This window comes from Tardiphaga sp., assembly GCF_041424195.1.
Taxonomy (GTDB): domain Bacteria; phylum Pseudomonadota; class Alphaproteobacteria; order Rhizobiales; family Xanthobacteraceae; genus Tardiphaga.
Map to the genome: position 1 here is coordinate 16387 of NZ_JBGMOE010000038.1, position 17421 is coordinate 33807.

The window sequence follows — 17421 nt, forward strand, 5'->3', positions numbered from 1 at the left end:
TTGCGAATCTAGATGCTGAATCCCGGGACAGCCGATCGCTCACGGCGGGAGGCCGTGGTTTCTCTTCCGGTCCAAGGAACGATTGCATTCACGCGCTGTTCGGCTAGCCTCGACGCGAAGCGGAAGCCGAACGCGAAAGAGCGACACTGGCGCGATCGATTGCGCCGATGTTTTTGGCGCCGGCGAATACCATCGCGCCCTTCAGTTCGTCGCCAAGAAAATCAATGACGCTCTTGACCCCTGCGGAGCCGCCCAGTCCGAGGCCATAGAGGACCGGACGTCCGATGGCGACAGCGGTCGCTCCGAGCGCGAGCGCGCGAAATATTTCGACGCCTCTTCGGATGCCGCTATCGAAAATGATTGGTGTCTGTCCGCCCAGCGCGTCTGCTATTGCGGGTAGCGCCGTCACGCTCGCCGGGAGTCCGTCGAGCTGGCGAGCACCGTGGTTCGAGACCTGAATGGCGACCGCGCCCGCTTTGACGGCCTGGACCGCATCGTCAGGCCGCAAGATGCCTTTGACCACCACGGGCAAGCCCGAGACGTCCCGGCAGAAGGCGATGTCGTCCCAGGTGACATTTTTCTTCTGGTTGTAGAAATTGCCTGTGCCGCCGAAGCGGGGATCATGATTGCCGAAGGTGAGGCTGTCCGGGAACCGTCCGCCTATCCGGGCGACGCGCTCGCTGCGCCCGGGGCCGGTGGCATCCACGGTCAAGACAATTGCGGTGAAGCCTGCTTGCCGCGCCCGCTGCAGCAGGGACCGCGTCACCCCGACGTCGCGGTTGAAATAGATCTGAAACCACTTCGGTCCCGACGTCGCTCGCGCGATCTCCTCCATCGTTCGGTTTGAGGCGCCCGAGCATTGGTAGAGGGTGCCGGCCGCACCTGCCCCGGCTGCCGTGGCCACCTCGCCTTGCTCGTGAACAACCCCGTGCACCCCCATCGGCGCGACGATAATGGGAAACGGCAGATCGAGATCAAGGAGCCTGGTCTTGAGATCGACCGACTTTGCGTCCACGCCGGACAGCATCCGGGGCATGATCGGAAAGTCTTCAAAGGCGCGGCGGTTTTCCCGGAGCGTCCATTCGTCGCCTGCGCCTCCCGATACGAATGCATAGGCGAATTCGGTCAATTTCCCCTGCGCCTGCTGCTCCAGCAAATCGAGGTTGATGATCGAAACCGGATGATCTTCAGTACTGGCGCGATAAGGCGGCGAGGCCGCAGCTGGCTTGGAAGATGTTGCAGCATTTTGGGCCAAGGCGGAGCGCGGATGCATAGTAAGCGCCGCAGCGCCAAGTCCAACCGTCGTTTCGAAAAGGCGACGTCTCGAAAGGCTCATTGTCTTTGCTCCAGCAGAAAGATCGGCGTGTTCGTTCATTTTCTTGTCATCGATACGCCAGACCGTTGCCTCGACACCTACGTCGAAGATACTTTGCGCGGAAGGCACATAAGTTAAATCGTAACGATCAACATCATCGATATGCCAGCGGCGCCCCCTACGTTCGAGCAATTGAAGGTCTTCATCACGGTTGTCGAGGAAGGCGGATTCTCTGCTGCAGCCCGGCGACTAAATCGTCGTCAATCCGTCATCAGCTACACAATTTCAAATCTCGAAGATCAACTTGGTGGCGTTCCGCTGTTCGATCGCACCACGCGTCGTCCAACACTCACGGATGCCGGACGGGCAGTTCTGGCGAACGCTCGCACGATAGCCGCGGGAATGGACCAGCTATGCGCTCGCATAAACGGCCTGCAGTCCGGACTCGAGGCGGAAATTGCCCTTGTAGTTGACGTCATGATGCCAATGCAGCTGCTGGTCGGGTCTCTCGCCGACTTTCACGCGAACTTCCCCGCAGTCGGCTTGCGGCTCCATGTCGAAACGCTGGGGGGCGTTGCCACACGCGTCCTCGACGGCACGTGCACGATCGGGATCAGCGGGCCGTTGTTCTACGCGGTCGACGGACTGGAACAGTGCTGCATAGGATCCACGTCGCTCATCCCGGTTGCAGCGCCATCGCATCCACTGGCGCAAAGTGTCGACGCCATTCCCAGCACGATGGCTCGCAAGCATACCCAACTGGTCCTGGCCGATCGCTCTCGCCTGTCGGAAGGGCGCGACTTCGCTGTTCTTGCCGCCGACACCTGGCGTGTTTCCGATCTGAGCGTCAAGCATGCCTTGCTCCTCGCCGGAGTCGGATGGGGCAACATGCCTGCGGCTGCGGTGGATGACGACATTCGGGCGGGGCGGCTGGTCCCGCTGCCGTTGGCCGAGTGGCGCAAGCGACCATATCCCCTGTATGCGGTTCACCGTGCCCAGAAGGTGCCCGGCCCTGCTGCATGCTGGCTGATAAAGCGCATTTCCCAAGAGGCCGCATTGATCCAGTCGTAGTCGGCCACCGTAGTCCCGCACCATGCTCCCGACGAATCTGTTGAGCGCGACGCCGGGCAGCGCCGTTACCTAGTTGCATTGTTCTGCGCCGCGCGTACCCGCCACGCGGCGACGACCAGCGGTCGGCTACGATCGGAGGCAATTTGATTCACTCTGGTCAGTAGACCGCGCCAGTATCCGGATCCACAATGATCTCGACGAGATGCGGACCGTCATGCCTGAGAGACGCGGCTAATGCGTTCGGCAAATCCTCCGCTCGAGTTACGCGCGTCCCCTCACCGCCGAATGCCGCGGCGAGAGTGGTGAAATCTATTCCCGGTACATCGATGCCGGGCGGATACTTGCTCTGCATGATCTTGCTGAAAGCACGCATGGCGCCATAGCCCCGATTGTTAAGAACAACGACCGTGAGCGGCAGCGCTTGCTGGACGGCGGTCCATAAGGCTTGCACCGAGTACATGGCGGAGCCATCACCGATCAGGCAGATCACGCGGCGACCCTTGGCGAGCGCTATGCCCACGGCAGCAGGCAAGCCGTAACCGAGCCCGCCGCTCGCCATAGTATAGAAGCCACCACTCTGTCGTATCGGCAGAAATCGCTGCATGGCCGGGCGATGCGACGGCGCCTCTTCGACAATGACGGTTTCAGCCGGGACGACTTGCGACAGGGACTGCATCACGAACTCGATCGGGATCGGATCGCGAGCCGCGACCGCGGGTGGTGCCGGTCTCACAGGAGTGCGCGAGCGCGAGCTCGGGAGGAGCAGATCAAGCAACGCCGAAAGGGACAACTTCATCGTGCCGAGAATGCTCGTCGCACTCGGCGCCCGGGCCGCCGCGGAAGCATCGTCCACGATCTGATAGATCGGTACATCCGAGCGAAACACATTGGCGTCGCCAGGCACATGAAAGGTGAACACCGGTGCGCCCAGGACGACGATGAGGTCGTAGGCTTCGAGAATCTGCGATAATTTCTCAGGGATCGCGGGCAGAAAGCCCGCAAAGAGCGGATGGTCTTCCGGGAAGTTGGCGCGACTCGCCGTCGGCGCTTCCCAGACCGGAGCGTTGACCCGCTCGGCCAAAGCCACAGCGAGTTCGAACGCGCTGTCACGATCGATGGCGGGTCCCACGACGAACACCGGCCGTTCGCTCCCGTTGATGGCCGCGGCTAGTTCAGCAAGGAGAGCCGGGTCTGGTGCAAAAGCCCGAGCAACCTTGCGGGGCGCCACCGGAAACGTCGGGCAAGACCAGTCGTCGGCGGGAATCGACACGAAGGTTGGCCCGCACGGCTTTTGCATCGCCATGTAATAGGCTTCGGCAATTGCCGCAGGCACGTCCTCGGCCCTGGCCGGCTCACAACTCCATTTGACGTAGGGGCGCGGGAACTCCGTGGCGCGGTCGGCACCGAGATAGGGATCAAGGTTCAGCAGGCTGCGCGCCTGCTGACCGGCCGTGATGACCAAGGGCGTCTGATTGCGATAGGCCGTGAAGATGTTGCCGAGTGCGTTGCCGACACCCGCCGCCGAATGAAGATTGACGAAAGCGGCGCGTCCGGTTGCCTGGGCATAGCCATCCGCCATTCCGACGACCGACGCTTCCTGCAGCGCCAAAATATAGCGGAAGTCATCAGGCCAGTCATGAAGGAAGGCGAGCTCCGTCGATCCGGGGTTTCCGAAGACGGTCGTCATATCAAGCGCACGCAATAGATCGATGGTGGCCTGCCTGACGGTGACCGACGCAGGCTTTCTGTTGTTCTGGTGCATGTTCATTTCACCGATAACCAGGGGTTACAGCAAGTTCGGGCAGGTCCTTCCGGCGGCCGTAGGGTCTGGCGAAATGCACCAGGATTGCCCCAACGATGGCCGGGAGAACCGGTAGCAGCAGGATGTCTTTCGCCTCCCAGCCCCAGCCAAGAGGAATAGCCACGATCGCGGGACTCGCGATGGCGCCGATTCGACCGACTGTGAGAGCCCAGCCGACCGCAATGGAGCGGACAGTCGTCGGATAATTATTGGCGATCAGCACCACGATGGCTGATTGCCCGGCGATCCAAGCGCCGCCCGCGAGGAAAATCGCCGACATGAGAATTGCGACGTTACCCCCAGCGTGTGTCGCGAGGAACAAGGACGCCGCCCCGAGCAGAAATGTTGCGCTCACAATCCGTCGAGCACCAAAGCCATCGCAGAGCCGTCCAATGAAAAGACCAAAAAGAATACCGCCGATGTTGAGTACCGCCGATCCCAGAACCGCCGTTTGCATGGACAAACCGCTACGTGCCAGCAGACTGGGAATCCAGTTGACGAGGAAATAGAAGCCCATCAGCAGAATGATCTCGGAGATCCAGAACAGCACCGTCATGACGGCGCGGCCGTCACGAAAGACACCGACGATCGAGGTTTTGACAGTCTCGTCAGGACCCGCGATCAGCACGCTGTCACGCTCGATCACATGCTCCGGGGCAACCTTCGACAAGATCGCACGAGCACGACCCTGATCGCCCTTTTTGCGCAAGAGGAATGCGAGCGACTCCGGCATTGCGAACGCGGCAACGGCCGCGACGCAAAGAGCGCTGGCTCCGCCGAGCCAATAGACGCTCTGCCAACCGAAATTGGGAATGAGGTAAGACGCCAGCAGCCCACCAAGGAAGCCGCCGCCGGGTATCCCGATAAACGCCCAGTTGCCAAACGTCGCGCGACGATGTTTGGGCGCGTATTCGCTCACGAGCGAAGCCATCACCGTCGGAAGACCGCCCAGGCCAAGGCCGGCCACGAACCGAAGCACCAGCAGTTGCGTGACTGTTTCCGCCATCGGCGTGATTAGTGTCACGCATCCGAAAAGAGCCGTTGCCCACACGAAAACGAACCGTCGCCCCAGCCGATCGGCGATTTCACCGAACATGAGCGACCCGAACATCATGCCCGCAAGTCCGCTGCTGAATGCTGGCGCGAAGGAGACGATGGATATGCCCCAATCCGCAGCTATCGCGGGCGCAGTGAAAGCAAGCGCCTGATTGTCGAAGCCGTCGACTAAGGCGACGAGAATATTGATCGCAAGTACTTGGATGTGGATCAATCGTATCGCGGCTTGATCGATGACCGGATTAATATCGACCGTACGTGTCATTGACGAGTCCTCCCAATCTTTCTTTTTTAAATCCTCGCCTCGATCGCATTCATGCTTTTGGACTGTAGTGATCCGAAAGCATGAACGTGAACGAGTCCAAAGCGTGAGAGCATGATGCCGTCTGGAAAACGGCATCCGCTTTTTCGGCGCCGTACTAGCTCTGTTCGGAAATTCGGCCGGAGACGTTCTGAGTGATGTGCTTTGATTCGAGGAATAGTTCGAGCGCAGCGACGCCATTCAAGCGGCCGACGCCGCTTTGCTTGAATCCGCCTTCCTCGAACTCGTCGAGAACCGAAGCCCATTCATTGATCCAGACGGTGCCCGCATCGATTTCGGAAGCGACCCGCAGTGGTCGGTCCGCGTCGCGCGACCAAACGCTGGCAGCGAGGCCATACTCGGTGGCATTCGCCAGCTGAATTGCCTCGGCTTCGGTATCGAATACCTGCATCACCAGTACCGGCCCGAACACTTCCTGCGCGACGATCGGCATGTCCCCGCTGACTTCCAGGAGCGTCGGCCGGTAGAACGCACCGCCGGCGAGAGGTCCATCGCTCACGGGGCCGCCTCGCACGATACTCCGTGCACCCGAGGCAATCGCATCCCTCACGATGTTGTCGACCCGCTCGACGTTCTGCTTGTCGATCATTGGCCCCATATCACTTGCAGGGTCGCTTCCCGGTCCTACGCGGACCCGTTCGAGCCGCGCAGAGATCCCGTCTCTGACCTTGTCGGCAATCCCGCGCTGAACGAGCAGACGGCTCCCCGTCATGCAAAATTGCCCCGCGAACACGGTGACTGCTTTCTCGAGAACAGGTAGCAATGCGTTCACGTCGGCATCGTCGAAGACGACGATGGGCGTCTTTCCGCCCAGCTCATTCCCGACGGCCTTGAGCTGCTTTGCGGCCGCGGCGCTGATCATCCGCCCCGTTGCAGTGCTGCCCGTGAAGCTGATGACCGGCACATCGGGCGACTCGACGATCAGTCGCGCGCCCTCGCTACCGTGTTCCGTGAAGATGTTGACGACACCGGTCGGTAGTGACGGTGCCTGAGCAATCACCTCGGCGATCTTGGCGTTCACCTGAGCGGTTTGGGCCGGCATTTTGACGACGGCGGTCGCCCCCGCGGCTAAAGCCGGGGCGAGCGATCGCACGAGTAGGATGACGGGGGAGTTCCATGGCACGATCAGCCCAGCCACACCGGCTGGCTCGCGCAGGACGATCGAGAAACGACCCGGCCGAGCCTGAAGCGCCCTTCCTGCGTCGGTAAGCGCCAAAGCCGCGTAGTAGCGCAGCTTGGGCGCGACGAGCGACATCTCGAAATCTGCTTCGCCGCGGACCTTGCCGTTTTCGAGCGTGAGCAGACGACTCAATTCCTGAAAATGAGTCTCGAACAGATCTGCAAGTTCATTGAGGACGCGGGAGCGTAAGGCTCTGTCTTTCCTCCATGTCGTATCGATGAACGCGGTGCGCGCAGCGGCAATGGCCGCGCCGGCCTCGGCAACCCCACCGTCGGCATAGACGCCGATAACCTCACCGGTGGCGGGATTAATGCTTTGGCGATGGTGCGGAGAGTCGACCCATTCGGCACCGATCCAGTGGCGAGCAACTTCGTTATGTGTCATGCGATACCTCCCTTTGGCGAGCATTCTCGCTTCGTGTGTTGTGCGTCGATTGGCTTGGGGGCAGGGTCGCGCCGCCCCTACACCGTCAGTGCTGGATTCTGCTCCGGATGTGCTGCGGCGAAGGCGGGGACCTGTGAGGCCGCCTCGTCTATGGCCACGAGCGTCGGGCAGGATGAAAGATCACATTGGAATCGCCGCGCATTGTAGAGTTGCGGCACCAGACAGATGTCGGCGATCGTTGGTACCGTTCCGAAACAGAAGATATCTGTTGGATTGCGCGCCTCCGTCACCAGCCGCTCACAGGCAGCAAGGCCGGCCTCGACCCAATGCCTGTACCATTTGGTGATGTCCGGTTCATCCCGCGCGAATTCTTGACGGAGGTAGTTCAGAACACGTGGATTGTTGATGGGGTGAATGTCGCACGCAATGCTGAGTGCGAATGCACGCACACGCGCCCTTGCGAGTGGATCTTTCGGCAGAAGCGGGGGCTCGGAAGAAACTTCCTCGAGCCATTCCATGATCGCGAGCGATTGGGTCAGGGTCACGTCGGCAAAACGCAGCGCCGGAACGAGACCTTGCGGTGCCACAGCCATATACTGAGGCTGTTGTTGCTCACCGTTGCGCAAATTGATGTCAATGATCCGCTCTGGTCGCAGCCCCTTCAGAGCAAGCGCAATGCGAACACGATAGGACGCAGAGGAGTAAGGCCAGTTGTAGAGTGAGGCGTCACTCACATCGGCCGCGGACGGCGAACTCATATACGTGCACCGATCGTCACGTCGAGCGAGGTCAAACCGTCAATCGTCGCGAGCAGCCGATCTCCAGGCACAACCGGCCCGACACCGGCCGGCGTACCCGTCATGACGATATCACCAGGCCGGAGCGGATAGAGTTCGGACAGGAAATGCAGTATCTCCGGAACGGACCATATCATGTCGGAGAGGTCAGCCTCTTGCTTGACTTCACCGTTGACCGTGAGCCGGATGCTCCCGCGGTCGAGGTGCCCCACATCGGAGACCCGATGAAACGTTCCCAAGGGGGCCGATTGCTCGAAGTTCTTGCCTGTGTCCCACGGTCGGCCTTCGCCACGCGCCTTCAGCTGCAGGTCGCGACGGGTCATGTCCAAGCCTACGGCATAGGCGCGCACGCAATCCAACGCCTTGTTCGCCGGCACACGAAATGCGGGCTCGCCGATGAGCGCGACCAGTTCGACCTCGTAGTGAAAATTTTCGGTTGCCGCTGGATAGGCGATTTCACCTCCGCCGATAACCGCCGTCTCCGCCCATTTGGTGAAGAAGAACGGAGGATCCCGATCTGGATCCTTACCCATCTCCCGCGCATGCGCCTCGTAGTTGCGACCGACGCAAAAGATACGGCCCAACGCCACCCTTTCGCCGCCCTGAATTTCGACAAGAGGTGTCGGCCATACATTATCAAGACTGTAAGTCATTTATCAGCTCCGATTTGGAAGAGCGGCAGCGCCGAATGCTGCAGAGCACCGGTTGGCGACTGCGCGCAGCGTAAGCAGCTGGCGTTTGGGCTACGGGAAATTTGGCAGGCGAAGAACCTGGTCGGCACGTAGGCGCGCCTTCGCTGGCAGGGTCATTCCTTCCTCTCTTGCCAGAGGTCGAGCTTTTCCTGTGCACCCCTATCCGAATAGGCGAACAGGATGAGGTCGGTCGTCGCCTCGAAATGCACCGGTTGCCATGAGGGAGCTACGATCAAATCGCGGATAGCGAGGTCGTAGACGCTATCACCAACCGACATTTTGCCTTGCCCTTCGACGACAACCCAGACGGTTCCGTCCGTGGACCGAAGACGTCGTGTCGACATACCCGCAGGAACGCGTTGAACGAATGCGGAAATCGTCGGCAGCACGGGGCCAGCTGTGAACGGATTGATGAACTCCATCCGGCAACCGACATGCGGATCGGGCGCTGAATTCAATGCCGTGTCCTCTAGCGCCTCACGCCACTCTGCATAGGGATAGTGGAACAGGGGATGATTGCGGACATTGCGATCGGCAGTCGTCCCGCGGACCGGCCGCAGGTTTCGACCGTATCGACGCGAACTATCGCCCACGGGAATGAAAGCCGGCGCCCCTTCATGCGGGTCACGCTCGGCGAAGCCGGAATTGAAATGGAGCACCGTTGGAATATCGAGCCCGTCCAGCCAAACTGCCGGAGCATCGGTCTCGTTGCCGTGCTCGTGCCATCGCATGCTTGGCGTCAGAACGAGATCGAAGGGGCTCATGACCACCTTTTCGCCATCCACAGCGGTGTAGGCGCCAGAGCTTTCAAGGATGAAGCGAAGCGCGGACTGGCTGTGACGATGCACCGGCGCGATCTCGCCGGGCAGCACAAGCTGGAGTCCCGCATAAAGGGAGTTGGTTGCGCGCCGCCCCTCCGGCAGACCGGGGTTTTCCAGGATCAGCACGCGCCGTTCTGCCTGCTCGGCGCTAACAGCCTGGCCCGCTTCCAACAGCAGAGGCCTGAGACCATCGTACGACCAGTGGACAGCACGCTCTTGCGGTTGAGGCCGCTCGGTCACGAGCGTCGCCATCACATCCCACAATGGCGTCACCCCTGCCTCGGCGAGCCGCAGGCGGAAGTCGGAGTTTTTCGGAGCAAGTCCGCGGACTGGAGATGTCACGGTATATCCTCCCTTATAATTCACCAATGGATAATCTATTCTCCAATGGGACTTATATCGAGGGAAACCTTTTGTCCAGTGGTGAATTATCGCCCGCGGGCGACGATGCCGGCAGCCTCAGGTTTCAATTGATTGGAAGTCATGGGGCGATTCACTGATGGGCTTTTGCACCTGGCCAAATGCCCCGAACGCTAAGGGTATTAATTCCTACCTCGAATATCGGTCAGCCGTCGGAGCGCGCGCGTAGCCGGATGCGCGCCGCTGCGAGCCGACGGGCGACGAAGCAACACCAGCAGTGCTGCTCAAGAACTCAGCCGTACAAATTCACCGTCGGACTTACCCTCGAAGGTGGGATGCGGCTCAGGCAACCAGCAGCGGCAGCGCTGCTGAAGGTTGATCCTTGAATCGATCGCCCGGGAAGATGTGCAAATTCCCTAGGCGATCTAACTTCACCAAAGTACAACGCATCAGCTCCGCCGCATCTCAATTAACCAATGTGTATTCGTTGTCCGATAGTGAATGATTGAATTCCGATCAACGAGGCCAATCAATATCTCGCGGCAGCGCGGCGGCGGACAAATGGTGGTGTAACGCTAACATTGAGGACCATCGGCGCTATCCTGCAGTTCAGGGGGAGACCGCTCGACTGGCAGGACACGCAGTTACCTCATGGCGGTGTCATTTGGCACGATGCGAACCGCATTGGCGGATCAGGAGAATGAATTGTCAGACGATGAATTCGTTGGCGAGGACAACGAGTCCGAGAGCAGAGGCATTCAGTCGGTTGAGATCGCAGGACAGCTCATCGATGTGCTTTGCACCGCGCCGAAGGATACTGCACTGAAGCAACTAAGCGCTTTAGCAGGTATGCCCCCGAGCAAGGCCCATCGTTACATGGCGAGCCTCGTTCGGATCGGTATCGCGCGGCAGGATGACAACGGGCGATACAATTTGGGACCTTTGGCGCTGAGACTTGGTCTCGCAGCGATCGGGCAGTCGGACATCATCCAGGCGGCTGGCCGCGCCACCGAGAAACTCGCTCGTGAACTCGGCCTTTCCGTTCACTTGAACGTGTGGGGTGACTGGGGGCCCGTCGTCGTCCGTCTCGAGCAGGGGGCCTCGCCCGTCATCTCAACGGTGCGCCTAGGCTCGGTTCTGCCATTGACCCGATCGGCGACAGGTTTGGTATACCTCGCCTTCTCTAACTCAAGCATCACGGCGCCCGTTGTGGAGCGCGAATTGGCGGCACATGCTCTTCCCATCGATCGAGACGAGCTTGCGTCGCGGGTCGAAGCGACACGCGCGCAGGGATTTGCAGCGGTGGGCGGGTTATTGATACCGGGCCTCGCAGCCATTTGCGCGCCTGTGTTTGATTTTCAGAATGAATTGGCCTGCGCAATCACTGTAACAGGAGCGGACGTCACAATAACGGATCCTGCCGGACGGTTCGTCGAGCAGCTGTGCTCGAGCTGCGCAAGGATCTCTGCGGAATTTGGCAGCACTGCGCCTCATCGCTAGAATCGGCTCTTCCGTACTCATTCAAGACCTCTCGGAGCTTGACGCTGAGATTGACCGTCCGATCTGAGGCTTCCGCGCCCGCATCCGGACCTCATGAATCACGAATCCGAATGCATCCATCGCATAGCAATATCAGAATGGATCATCACGACTATATCATCGGCGCAAGGCGGTGCTTTCCGCATTCGCCGATGCCGAGAAAGCGCTGGTTGCTCTCAAGCAATTTACTCTACAGGAACAGCTGCAAACCGAGGCCGTGACCAATTCCCGGACGGTATTCGATGTCGTCGAAACTCAGTTGCGCGGCGGCACCGTCAATCTCATCACTGTTCTGCAGACGCAGCAAACGCTCTTTGCTGCCGGGAACACGCTGGTGCAGGCACGATTAACAAAGTTGCTCGTCGCGACAAGCCTGTTTCAGGCTCTCGGAGGCGGGTGGACCCCAGCCGCAATGATGATAGATGCCCGCACCGCTCGGCAGCCGCGCTTGCCTCAAAAGAGAGACAACGCGTCGGCGGCCAGGGGAAGAACTGTGAGGCAAATGAGAGGACGCCCCGTCGATCGAAAGAGAAAGCATGTCTGGTCTAACAAGGCACCCCCGCCTGATCTTGTCTTGGCGCGTTCGTCGTCAGAGACTGGTCAATCTCGTTCCATCTCAAATGAATTACGTCAGATCTTGTATAGGCGCGTCGCGGTGTCATGCAGGATACTCAATTGTTGGCTCTCGGTCAGTGGCTGAATAGCCTTTCTGAAAGTCCGATAGAGAGTCGTATAGTCCGTCCAGAGCTTTTCGATCGGAAAATTGCTGCCGTACAGACAGCGCTCTGCGCCAAAGATGGCAACGGCTTCCATTATGATCGGCGCAATCGTCTCAAAACGATAGGCATGGTCAAAAGTGCCCAGGCCCGAAAGCTTCACGCTGACGTTCTTGCACTCGGCCAAGGCCATCATGCCGGCACGCCAACGCTGCCGGCCTGTCACCGACGTATCTTCAAGCATCCCCGCATGCTCCAGCACAAATGTCGTCTCCGGATATGACCTCGCTAGATTGGCACCGTCCATCATCTGGCTGGTGAAAATCTGCAACTCGAACAGCAAATCCAGCTCTGCAAGCATGGACAACCCGCGGCGCCAATCGGCATCGTTCATCTGGTTCGCTCGCGGCGCGAAACAGTACTGCGGATTTTCGTGCCAGTGCAGTTGCTGCCTGATGCCGCGGACGGCCGGAAGCTTCTTCAACTGCCGCAGCAATTGTCCGACATCTGGCTCCGCAAGATCGGCATAGGCCACATTGGCGTGCGGCCATCCTGTGGCGTCCGACACGGACTGCACCCAGAGAGCCTCGTCGTAGCTCTGCCCCGCGGGCCAGTTGGTCTGAACATAGATGGATTTCACGACGTTGGAGTCGGCAGCATCGTTGCGAAACTCGTCAATCGAATAATCCCTGCAGATAGGCTCGTAAGGCCCGAAGATTCTTGCGACCTTGGGACCAGACAGCCAGCTGAGATCCTTCAATCGCCAGATGTGATGATGCCCATCGACTGTCGGGATTGCTTTCATTGGTCGCTCCAGATTGAAAAAGCCATTTTGGAATGAATGCAGTCGTCAACCGAAGTTCTGAGCTGATCAGACTGTCCAAGAAGCCGAGGGACCCCGCTTCCGCAGTTCTCGCTCGGTCGAAGTTGTCTCTCAGGTAATTTCCATGATGTCCGGTGGAGAACTCTGGCCGAATATTTCTGCGGCGATACGATTGGTCTCTATTGCGGCCGGAACTCCACAATACATGGCGATGAGCAAAAGCAGGTCCTGGATCTGTTCTCGGGAACATCCGTTCGCCAGAGCGCCTTTCGCATGAACACGGAATTCCGCAGGTTTGTTGCTCGCAGCCGTGATGGCCAGCATGATGAGGCTGCGGATTTCGTTTGAGAGACCCGTCCGCTCCCAGACGTCGCCGTAGACATAGGAGTTGATAATGTTCTGGAGCGGAGCGCCGAACTCTCCGGCCGCAGACATTCGCTCTTCAACATCGGCTTCCCCGAACAGCGCCTTACGCCGTTGCAGCCCCCGCGCGTACAATTCACTGACTTCCACGGCCCGCTCCTGTTTGTACGGTTATTTTAAACCAGATGACTAGCCTGAATCCTTATTTTTTAAGGAACGGCTTGCCTGTCGATCACATTTGTCCGTATAAAGTATTCTTAGGAATTCGAAAAGAGATTCCGGTACGCGGAGGAAGTCGAATGAAGATGCGGTCGCTCGTGCTCGCTTTCCTGATATTCGCCGGAGCGCCGGGCTCCGCAGCAAAGGCTGCCGGCGAAGACTATCCCACGAGGCAGATCAGGTTGATCGTTCCCTTCCCCGCCGGCGCGGGACCCGATCAGGTGGCGCGCATGCTGGGACAACATCTGCAGGATACCTGGGGCCAGAACGTCGTCATCGAAAACAGGACGGGGGCCCTGGGCAGCATCGGTGCACAGGAGGTCGCGCGCAGTGCACCGGATGGCTATACGCTGCTGATGGGTACGAATACGACGCAGGCAGCAAATGTCGCGATGTTGAAAAACCTTCCATACGATCCGATCAAGGACTTCACACCAATCATTCGGACGGTGACGACAGCAATGGTGCTTGTTGTAAGACCCGATTTTCCCGCGAAGGATCTTTCGCAGTTCATGGATTATGCACGCGCGCATCCAAACATGACGGCAGGATATGGCTCGGGCGCGTCACAAATATCGATCGCGCAGTTGCAAACCCGGGGGCGCATGTCAGTGGTCGCGGCTTCCTATAGAGGCGTCCCCCAAGCCATCACTGACGTTATGGGCGGCATCATCGATCTGGCGTTTGCGGACTTCTCACTGGCCATCCCCCAGATGCAGGGCGGCACGCTGCGGGGGATTGGCGTCACTTCGCCAGGGCCCAACGAGCTCACGCCGGGCCTTCCGCCGCTCGCCGAGGCGATGCCCGGTTTCGAGGCCACGATCTGGTACGGATTGCTCGCTCCGGCAGGTACGCCGACCGCAATCGTTGAAAAGATCCATGCAGAAAGCGTGAGGTTCCTGTCGATGCCCACCACGCGCGCGAAGCTCGAAAGAGTCGCCGTGACCGTTTCCACCATGCCACCATCCGAATTCGGAGCTTTCATCGCCAGCGAAATCACGCGGTGGACAGCAGATGCCCGGGCAGCAGGCATTGAACCCAAGTAATCAGGCACCTCTCTGAGATGATACCCATTGGAGTAATCGGACTTGGCCTAATGGGCTCAGCCATGGCCGAACGGCTCGTGCAGGCTGGTTACGGCGTGATCGGCTACGATTGCGATCCGACCCGCGGCAACGCCCTGCAGGAGACCGGCGTGTCGGTAGCAGCTTCTGCACACGAGGTTGTGGGCCGGTGTCGCACGCTCCTCCTCGCCGTTTATGATGCAGCGCAGGTCGAAACGACTTTGGAGGCTCTTGGAGGCCCTGACGAAAATGACCGGCCGGTTGTGATCTGCACAACGACCTGCAGTCCAGCGGAAATTGTGCGGATCGCCGAACGTGCCGCTGCGATCGGATCGGCCTTCGTCGAAATGCCGGTCTCAGGGACCAGCAGCGAGTTGCGTACCGGGACGGCAACCTGCCTGATTGCCGGTGACGCGACGGCCATCAGGTCCGTCCGGAATATCATCGATATTCTTTGCCCACATTCTGTCCTTGCGGGAAACATCGGGGACGCCAGTCGCACTAAACTCGCTATCAATTTGATCCTGCAGGGTAACAGAGCCGCGTTGGCGGAGGGCATCGTTCTCGCGGAACACATGGGCCTCGATGGCCACGCATTTCTCCGCACTGCGCGGGCATCGGCGGCCTATTCAAAAGTGATGGATACCAAGGGCGAAAAAATGCTGACGCGAGACTACCGCCCGCAATCGCGAATTTCCCAAACCTTGAAAGATGCCGAGCTGATTCTCAAGGAGGCCGACCGGCACGACCTGGAGCTTCCAATTACAACAGCGCAGGCTTCGCTTCTTCGCAAAGCCATTCAGCTTTCCGGCGCGGACAGCGACAGCGCTTCGGTGATAGAGGCAATCCGACAGCAAATGGATGGGAAGGATTCCCAATGATCGATGCGGCAATTGTCGGCCTGGGCCGGTGGGGCCGAAACCTTGTTGAAGCAGCTGTCGACCACGGCCGCCTCAACATTCGCCGGGCTGTCGAGCCAATGATGGGCGAAGCACAAGATTTCTGTGCCAAGCACCAGCTTGAGCTTTCCGATAACCTGAGCGCTGTGCTTGCCGATGAAACAATCACTGCGATCCTGTTAGCGACTCCACATTCGATGCATCCCGCGCAGGTAATTGCATGTGCGGCAGCTCGGAAAAACGTGTTCTGCGAGAAGCCTTTGGCGTTGCACTACGCAGACGCAAGGGCCATGCTCCACGCCTGCCGCAGTGCCGGCGTTCCACTGGCCGTGGGTCACAACCGCCGATTCTGGCCAGCTATGCAGGCGCTCCGGGACATCGTTGCCAGCGGCGAACTCGGAACGCTTCTTCACATCGAAGGCCACAACAGCAACGAAAACTCGCAAAACGTCACCGCTGGGTGGAGGCTTTCGCCCGAGGAATCGCCGGGCGGCGGATTGACCGGAGCAGGCCTGCACGCGCTTGATGCCTTTGTCAGCCTGCTGGGCCCGGTTAGAACCGTCCATGCGAAGTTCACATCCCGTGAGCAAGGACCGCCCCCGCTCGATACCACAATACTGATGCTGGAATTCGAGAATGGGGTGACCGGCACCCTCGCCACAGTAAGGGCAACCCCGCTTTTCTGGCGGATACACATATTCGGGACAAAAGGATCCGCCGAGGTGCTGGACGAGACGACGCTCATCCTTCGCAACAGCGGCCGCTCGCCGCAATTGCGGGTCTTTCCAGCGATCGACGTCCTGCGCGCAGAGCTTGATGCGTTTGCAGATATGATTGAAACAGGATCGCCATTTCCCGTACCGGATTCGGATGTGCTGGCAACGCTGACTGCTTTTGAGGCCGGCCTGAAATCGATCGAGCTTGGAGAGACCATTACCTGTGATCGCCAAGAGCCAGAACGCCCGTAAATCGTCGCGCTATCGCGAGATTGCTACGGAGATACAGAGAGAGATTCGCCTCGGCACCTATGCCGTCGGTGATATGCTTCCCATCGAGACGGAGCTCATGGCTCACTTCTCCGCGAGCCGCCAGACGGTCCGCGAAGCGCTGCGCCTTGTTTCGGAACAAGGGCTGATCGTTCGCCGCGCAGGTTTTGGTTCGGTTGTCATCGCTGCCGAGCCACCTGTACTCTTCACTCACAGCGTCAAATCGCTTACGGAATGGCTTCGCTATTCCAACGAAACTTATCGCGAAGTGGTGCGCAGCGGCGATGTCACTGCAGATCGCAAGCTCGCGGCCATTTTGAAATGCGAACTTGGGAAAAACTGGTTTTTGATCGAGGCCATGCGTCGATCCGACGAATTTGCAGCGCCCTTAGGCTGGACAGAGATCTATGTGCTGCGCAAGTTCGCCGGCGTGCTTGAACGGCGTGATCATGGCCGGACACCAGTTCATGAGCAGATTGCAAAAATGTTTGGCCAGACAATCGAATACGCCCAACTGGAGATATTCGCACGCGCGATGCCAGCGAGGCTCGCAAAATCTCTCCAAGTAAAAGCAGGGTCTCCGGCTCTCACCATGGTTCGACGCTACTATGGACAGAAAGACGAACTATTTGAAGTCACGGTCACCACCCACCCGGAAGGTCGCTACACTTATTCAATGGACATGCAGCGTTCGCTTCGCCCACGAATCTAACGGACGCTGCCCGCCTATTGTCTGTAACAGCACCGCCGTGATGCAGGCTTTCAACTTCGAGCGACGGCGCTTGCCGACAAGCTCGCGCAGGTCTTCTGGGACACCCTTACGGAGCCAGTAGACACCACTGTTTGGATGCTTCCAGGGACGACTCATCGCAGGGAGCATTTGCATCGGCTTTTGCACCAGGCGGGTAGCACCAAGATTCTGATTTTGCTGACTTTATTCTAAAATGAATATTCGGAAGCTCAATGGGGCCCACGGAGGGAATCATACGCCACCGACACGGCGCCTCCTATTT

The 17421-nt window shown here is 59.2% G+C and carries 15 protein-coding genes; 6 read left to right on the plus strand and 9 right to left on the minus strand.

The genetic code is table 11. The annotated features are described in order from the left end of the window. Positions 1 to 103 precede the first annotated feature (103 nt). A complete protein-coding gene (locus tag ACEK02_RS05315; RefSeq protein WP_371420756.1) occupies positions 104 to 1507 on the minus strand; it encodes an alpha-hydroxy-acid oxidizing protein in 1404 nt (467 codons plus the stop codon). Here ACEK02_RS05315 and ACEK02_RS05320 point away from each other — a divergent pair. Next, entirely contained in the window at positions 1478 to 2386 is a 909-nt protein-coding gene (locus ACEK02_RS05320; protein ID WP_371420757.1) for a LysR family transcriptional regulator, read from the plus strand. The genes ACEK02_RS05315 and ACEK02_RS05320 overlap by 30 nt on opposite strands. Before the next feature lie 157 nt (positions 2387 to 2543). On the opposite strand, the gene mdlC is transcribed toward ACEK02_RS05320, so the two are convergent. The 6 genes from mdlC to gtdA form a co-directional block, all read right to left on the minus strand. After that, on the minus strand, positions 2544 to 4154 hold the full coding sequence (gene mdlC / locus ACEK02_RS05325; protein ID WP_371420758.1) for a benzoylformate decarboxylase: 1611 nt from the start codon (positions 4152 to 4154) through the stop codon (positions 2544 to 2546). A gap of 1 nt (position 4155) precedes the next feature. After that, positions 4156 to 5508 (minus strand): MFS transporter, encoded by a 1353-nt coding sequence (locus ACEK02_RS05330; RefSeq protein ID WP_371420759.1) that lies wholly within the window; start codon positions 5506 to 5508, stop codon positions 4156 to 4158. 154 nt (positions 5509 to 5662) lie between these two features. Then, a complete protein-coding gene (locus ACEK02_RS05335) occupies positions 5663 to 7153 on the minus strand; it encodes an aldehyde dehydrogenase family protein (RefSeq protein ID WP_371420760.1) in 1491 nt (496 codons plus the stop codon). A 53-nt stretch (positions 7154 to 7206) separates the two neighbouring features. Then, positions 7207 to 7887 (minus strand): maleylacetoacetate isomerase, encoded by a 681-nt coding sequence (gene maiA, locus ACEK02_RS05340; RefSeq protein WP_371420761.1) that lies wholly within the window; start codon positions 7885 to 7887, stop codon positions 7207 to 7209. Then, positions 7884 to 8579, minus strand: a complete 696-nt coding sequence (locus ACEK02_RS05345) for a fumarylacetoacetate hydrolase family protein (protein WP_371420762.1) — start codon at positions 8577 to 8579, stop codon at positions 7884 to 7886. The genes maiA and ACEK02_RS05345 overlap by 4 nt, the downstream gene beginning before the upstream one ends. A 152-nt stretch (positions 8580 to 8731) precedes the next feature. After that, positions 8732 to 9805 (minus strand): gentisate 1,2-dioxygenase, encoded by a 1074-nt coding sequence (gene gtdA / locus ACEK02_RS05350; protein WP_371420851.1) that lies wholly within the window; start codon positions 9803 to 9805, stop codon positions 8732 to 8734. A 645-nt stretch (positions 9806 to 10450) separates the two neighbouring features. Between gtdA and ACEK02_RS05355 the strand changes: the two genes are divergently transcribed. Beyond that, positions 10451 to 11299, plus strand: a complete 849-nt coding sequence (locus tag ACEK02_RS05355; protein WP_371420763.1) for an IclR family transcriptional regulator — start codon at positions 10451 to 10453, stop codon at positions 11297 to 11299. A gap of 669 nt (positions 11300 to 11968) precedes the next feature. On the opposite strand, the gene ACEK02_RS05360 is transcribed toward ACEK02_RS05355, so the two are convergent. After that, positions 11969 to 12859: an amidohydrolase gene (locus ACEK02_RS05360; RefSeq protein ID WP_371420764.1), complete on the minus strand. Its 891-nt coding sequence runs from the start codon at positions 12857 to 12859 to the stop codon at positions 11969 to 11971. Between the two features lie 129 nt (positions 12860 to 12988). Next, entirely contained in the window at positions 12989 to 13390 is a 402-nt protein-coding gene (locus ACEK02_RS05365) for a carboxymuconolactone decarboxylase family protein (RefSeq protein WP_371420765.1), read from the minus strand. Positions 13391 to 13425: 35 nt separating this feature from the next. Between ACEK02_RS05365 and ACEK02_RS05370 the strand changes: the two genes are divergently transcribed. Genes ACEK02_RS05370 through ACEK02_RS05385 form a run of 4 tightly spaced genes read left to right on the plus strand, consistent with a single transcriptional unit; the run spans position 13426 to position 17120 of the window. Then, on the plus strand, positions 13426 to 14505 hold the full coding sequence (locus tag ACEK02_RS05370) for a Bug family tripartite tricarboxylate transporter substrate binding protein (protein ID WP_371420766.1): 1080 nt from the start codon (positions 13426 to 13428) through the stop codon (positions 14503 to 14505). 17 nt (positions 14506 to 14522) lie between these two features. Further along, entirely contained in the window at positions 14523 to 15404 is an 882-nt protein-coding gene (locus ACEK02_RS05375; RefSeq protein WP_371420767.1) for an NAD(P)-dependent oxidoreductase, read from the plus strand. Continuing rightward, the gene (locus ACEK02_RS05380) at positions 15401 to 16390 is read left to right on the plus strand and encodes a Gfo/Idh/MocA family protein (RefSeq protein ID WP_371420768.1); all 990 of its coding nucleotides are present in this window, start codon (positions 15401 to 15403) and stop codon (positions 16388 to 16390) included. Before ACEK02_RS05375 ends, ACEK02_RS05380 begins: the two co-directional genes overlap by 4 nt. After that, entirely contained in the window at positions 16362 to 17120 is a 759-nt protein-coding gene (locus ACEK02_RS05385) for a GntR family transcriptional regulator (protein ID WP_371420769.1), read from the plus strand. The genes ACEK02_RS05380 and ACEK02_RS05385 overlap by 29 nt, the downstream gene beginning before the upstream one ends. Positions 17121 to 17421 lie beyond the last annotated feature (301 nt).